The organism is Pseudoalteromonas sp. P1-9 (assembly GCF_001399975.1).
Classification (GTDB): Bacteria; Pseudomonadota; Gammaproteobacteria; order Enterobacterales; family Alteromonadaceae; genus Pseudoalteromonas.
In genome coordinates this window covers 1-4893 of record NZ_LKBD01000075.1, presented here as the reverse complement: position 1 = coordinate 4893, position 4893 = coordinate 1, and the positions used below count along the sequence as shown (strand labels likewise).

6 protein-coding genes are annotated in these 4893 nt (G+C 36.5%); 1 reads left to right on the top strand and 5 read right to left on the bottom strand.

The genetic code is table 11. The features are described 5' to 3' along the window. Positions 1-85: 85 nt before the first annotated feature. The 4 genes from AN214_RS21350 to AN214_RS21335 form a co-directional block, all read right to left on the bottom strand. A complete protein-coding gene (locus tag AN214_RS21350; RefSeq protein WP_054981564.1) occupies positions 86-391 on the bottom strand; it encodes a hypothetical protein in 306 nt (101 codons plus the stop codon). Positions 392-513: 122 nt separating this feature from the next. Next, complete coding sequence (locus tag AN214_RS21345; protein WP_054981563.1) at positions 514-1086, bottom strand: hypothetical protein; 573 nt, start codon at positions 1084-1086, stop codon at positions 514-516. 123 nt (positions 1087-1209) lie between these two features. Further along, entirely contained in the window at positions 1210-1623 is a 414-nt protein-coding gene (locus tag AN214_RS21340; protein WP_054981562.1) for a hypothetical protein, read from the bottom strand. Positions 1624-1753: 130 nt separating this feature from the next. Beyond that, positions 1754-2593, bottom strand: a complete 840-nt coding sequence (locus tag AN214_RS21335) for an alpha/beta hydrolase (protein WP_054981561.1) — start codon at positions 2591-2593, stop codon at positions 1754-1756. 518 nt (positions 2594-3111) lie between these two features. Here AN214_RS21335 and AN214_RS21330 point away from each other — a divergent pair. After that, complete coding sequence (locus AN214_RS21330) at positions 3112-4041, top strand: GIY-YIG nuclease family protein (RefSeq protein ID WP_054981560.1); 930 nt, start codon at positions 3112-3114, stop codon at positions 4039-4041. A 168-nt stretch (positions 4042-4209) separates the two neighbouring features. On the opposite strand, the gene AN214_RS21325 is transcribed toward AN214_RS21330, so the two are convergent. After that, complete coding sequence (locus AN214_RS21325) at positions 4210-4719, bottom strand: hypothetical protein (protein ID WP_054981559.1); 510 nt, start codon at positions 4717-4719, stop codon at positions 4210-4212. Positions 4720-4893: the final 174 nt, after the last annotated feature.

Genomic DNA, 4893 nt, shown 5'->3' with positions numbered 1-4893 from the left:
GTGATCTTAAATTCTATGCTAAGAGACGGAGTGATTTGGGAAGCGCCAAAAGTCTAAATTTAACTATTGACGCCATAGTCTCTTGTTATATTTCGTTTTTCACTAAACGTGAGTGATAGGCATCAAGTTCTTTACACACTTCTCGATGCTTGGTGTCAGCTTTAGCAAATTTATCGCGGCAAGCTTGGGAAAAACCATCATCTTTGCCCCAATCTTTAGCTGCTCTTGTTTGATTATCCATCTCTGCTAAGTAACCACTCTTTAAATCAAGGAGAGCTTTGAAGCGATTCAGCTCATTTGCCTTTTTAGCTTCCTTAACAGCCCAGCGAGCATATAAAGCTGATAAGCCTGCAACTAAAACAGCAATAATTGATATGGTTTCAGCTGACATAGTGCCAAATTCTCCTAGAAATATAACGCCCCAAGCAGGGGCAATGACACGTAGGCTAAAATACGGAACGAAGTGACGGGAGCCTACGTGTTAGTGTCCCGCTGACTTGGTTTGTTAGTTGCCTATTCCACGTTATCCGGTGGATAAATCTCTACCATGATCGTATTGTCTGGCGCGTTTGACACTCCAAATTTTTTACCTATTACACCCCAAGTTTGAAGTGTCATAATTTGCAAATTATTATAACCGAGCTGTTTTAATACTCCCGCCACTTGGTTAGCGAGATTAGTTGTTTCTTTACACCCTGGTAATCCAATCGTCATATGTGAACGGTTTATTTTATCTGCGTATTTAACGCTAAATTTTTCAATTTCTTGTTTCAGATATTCAGCGTCACTTTGAGTGAACTCACGCTGCTTTAAACCAGTGTACTGGTCACCGATTTGACCATGATTATTACCAGTATTTATATTCTTTCCTGTGATAGTTGGCTGAGGGGGTGGAATGGTTTCGCTGGCTTGTGGCTGAGTAGCATTAACTTCAAACCAAAGAAATTTTGCATGCTTTCCTTTTGCCCGATCAATTTGATATTGAATAAAAAGTATAACTATCATAATAGCAATCAACGCTAATAATCCGAGTGTGATCATCAGTAATAGATTACTTTCCAATATTTTCTCTAAAAGCTTATCCATGCCAAAATTTCCTCTAGGCAACTAACGCCCGCATAAGGGGCTGATAATAGCTTGCTAAAATGTGCAGCGAAGCGGAACCGAGCAAGCTGTTAGCAGTCCCTTCACTTTATGCGCTTGTTAGGCTTACGTGCCAAATATCCATTTAACAGGAATTCTTAGCAATAGAAAAGATACAAAAGCCATTGTTAAGCCCCAACCAATTACCATGCCTATAGAGTAATAGTTTTCAAGGTTGCCATTTACATACAGCATAGTTAAACGATTATTACTGGCGAAGTAAGTACCGTATAAATCTTTACCCTGCATTTGTTGATAAAAATGTTTACATTCCTCATAGCGCTTAGAGGAATAATAAGTAATATTATCGAGAGTAAAATACCCTTGAAAATTTACTCTATCTCTATCACAACTTAATTCAGCGTTTGTTAAATCAATTGATTTGAACTCTGTTTGAGACCAATTATAAATAGAAAGTAAAAGACATAGAACAATTAGAGTAAACGCCAGTATTAAATCCGTTTTAATTTTCTTAGACATATTACTCCGAACTATAGGTAAGCCTAACTTTTAAATAAGGGGTGCGTACACGTGGGCTATAATGCGAAGCAGCCCACGTGTATGCGTCCCAGCCTGCGCAGCAGGCGACTTAATTTTTTTGTTATACACATCAATTCTCGGTGGTTGACATAAGGGTCTTAAGCCCGTTGTACCAAGCTAAAAAAGCAACGGTGCCATGAGTCTCATTTTCGAAGTATTGCTGCTTCGAAATAGCATCATTGTTATCAATTACAGAAGAAGCAAAAGTGGAGCCCCATTCATAATTAGTTAACCCGATATCTCCCAGATGAGAATTATTTGCAAAAGCAAAGTAAACTCGAGAATTGAACTTTATGTCTTTATTATTAGCGTTCACTGCCCGATTTAAGTAGTCATTATCCCATAAAGATGCTGGATCTATGATTAAGTAATCTGAAAATACAGATGGTGACTCTATAAGAGTGTTTGCTGCGAACAAGCCGCCAAACGACTCACCAACCAATACACGCTTTTGGGATGTCCTATATGTAGTGTCAACGGCGGGTATCAACTCATTTTCAAGGAACTTAGCGAACTGCTTAGCGTTTCCTGTATGTTCAAATGTTTCCAAGACGCGGCCTTTAAACTTCCACTCTATAAGCGATGATGGAGTTAAGTCTCGAGACCTATTTGTATTCGGAATAGCAATTACGATAGCTTCTTGAACCTGATTTCCCAGCGTTTCTGTACTTAAGGATTCAAGTACACCGACAAACCCCTTAAACCTGTGAATATCGCCGTCAAGAAGATAAATGACAGGGTAAGTATTTTCGCTCGTTCCGTATGAGGGGGGTAAATAAACCATGTAAGGTCTATTCTCAGCCATGATCTTCGATTCTAACGATTTGGATGTGCCTAACGAAATTGAGTCATCCGCAAATACTGGCAAGGTAAACAACAAGATTAAGAACGCCGTTACCAACTTTTTCATACTAACTTCCCTGATGTGTATAACAATTTAATATCGACCCATTGGGTCGTTTTTCTACCGAGCCACGGGTTATTTTTAACATTGTACCAGTTCTATCACACAAACTAACTTGTTGCTACAGATAAACTTTTAATCATTATAGAAATTATGAAAAGGGTAAAAACGACCCAATGGGTCGTTTTCTTGAATATAGGAGAAATACATAGCAATAGGACATAAAATCAGTGCTGAAAAATAATTTTCTAATGACCGTTGTTCGCTCATTGCTGCAGGATACATAATGAAATTCAGTAGATTATTTCCGCTTTGTACCAAAAGAAATAATTGGGAAAGGTCTAATCAGCGACGCTTACCCCATTGTTCCAGAACCATATAAGGTAATAATGTGTGGTAAGGAAGAACTTGACATTGTTGATGAGTAAGGCACTTTAAAAAAACTTGTTCGATTTGGGCAAGTTTATAAAGTTTAGTTCGGCTTGACGATTTAACTTACCCTAACTTTAAAATGAGGCAGTGTAATGCAATGGAAATACCTAGGTCACATTTCTGAAGCGGTGAAATCTGGTTGTAGTGGTGTATACATTATCACTCATAAAGGTTTACATAGTAGAGTTGTTTATGTTGGTGTAAGCATAAATGTTGGGCGAAGAGTATCAGAACACTATGCCGGTTATTTAAGAGGTAATAGAACAATTTATAATGCTGGAAAAAATGATGATGTATATCGTCTGATGTCAACTTATAAAATATATAACAATATTAATTTTTATAAAAAGCTAGCTAACAATTTTGATATTTGGGCATCTACTTCAATCTATTACGACACCCCCAAAAACCTGCTAAATAAAAAGCAGCAATTTTGTGAACGTTGGAATGATATTTTATTAGAAAAGTATCTACCGCAACTTGAGGTATATGCACTCCCTCTGTCTAACTATACCTATGAGCTCGCAACTAAGATTGAGAGCGTTATACAAACTAAGCTAATTAAAAATTTTCATTTATCGGGTTTTTTTAATGTTAAACACCTGAGCATTCTCGGGAAAATAGAGCATCCATCACTTACAAAGGTATCTGTGAAAATTGAACCACCTGCTGTAGATCCAGCTTCACAAATTGTTCTCAGTCAACTGGATTCATCAAAAACTTCTTTTGGTTCTCACAAAATATTTATTGATCAAATTAAAGATCTCATTGAGATTAGAAATGAACATATAAAGGCACGAGTAATCAATAAAGAAGAGCGTTTATCTAAATACCCAAATTCAGGTAAACCATGGACGATCGAAGACAACGAAAAGCTTAGAGTATTACTCGTTGATTTTAACTTAAAGCCTGAAGAAATATCAAAATATATAGGAAGGGCACCTAGTACAATATCTAAGAGAATTATTCGGTATGATAAGCTTTCTGGTAATTATTGGCGAAAAAACATTAAATTTTTATAAAATATCGAACAGTTTCACCTTTGTGTGAATAGGTCTTAACTTTGTCTATCAGGTTTATTTAACAAAACTCAATCAAATCAGACAGTCAAGTACGTGACACAAGCAGTCATTCGTAACGCTTTGCTAAGGGGCAATTGACTGTTGGCTATACTTGCGCGAAGCGCCAACTCAACTGTTAATTGTCCCAGTGAATTTACGAACAACTTGAGCAACTTGTAAGGCATTTTGCTTTGTTTTGTGCAGTTCAAACTCTATGTAACCTGATTTACTATCTATTTTTAATATTTTAAATAAATAGAAATAATCTTTTGATTGAAAAGCTTTACTAAACTCTTTATCAATATCGTAAGTATGCCAAGTATATCTCCCTACCTCAGGAGTATTTAGTAAGATATTAGCCGAATTGTCAGTATCAATTTTGACTAATTCAACATTAAAATGTTGAGCCTCTATGTCTGATATCTGACGACCCCAAGTATTGCCAAGTGTTAACTTAACTCGATAGGAAGCTTTCACTTCTTTTGTATCAACAGCTAATTGTCTGCCAAATTCTTGCCCGAAGCCGCTTAAAAAAGAAGCGATGACAGCTACAGAAACAATGACGAACAACCCAAAAAAGCTGTAAAGAGGCTTAGTTTTGAAACTATTCCAATACTTGTTTACTGACTCTAAATTCAACTGAAACTCCCTGTATGCCTAACAATTTAATAGTGCGTAAATTGCGCATATTTCTGATTTGCAGTCGCGCACTTTTCTGAATGGGTTAGTTTTAACAAAGTTGATAACTAGTTGCCAGTATTATTAAAAATACATGTGGTTAATTTTTTGAGAAAGATAAAAGTGCGCAATTTG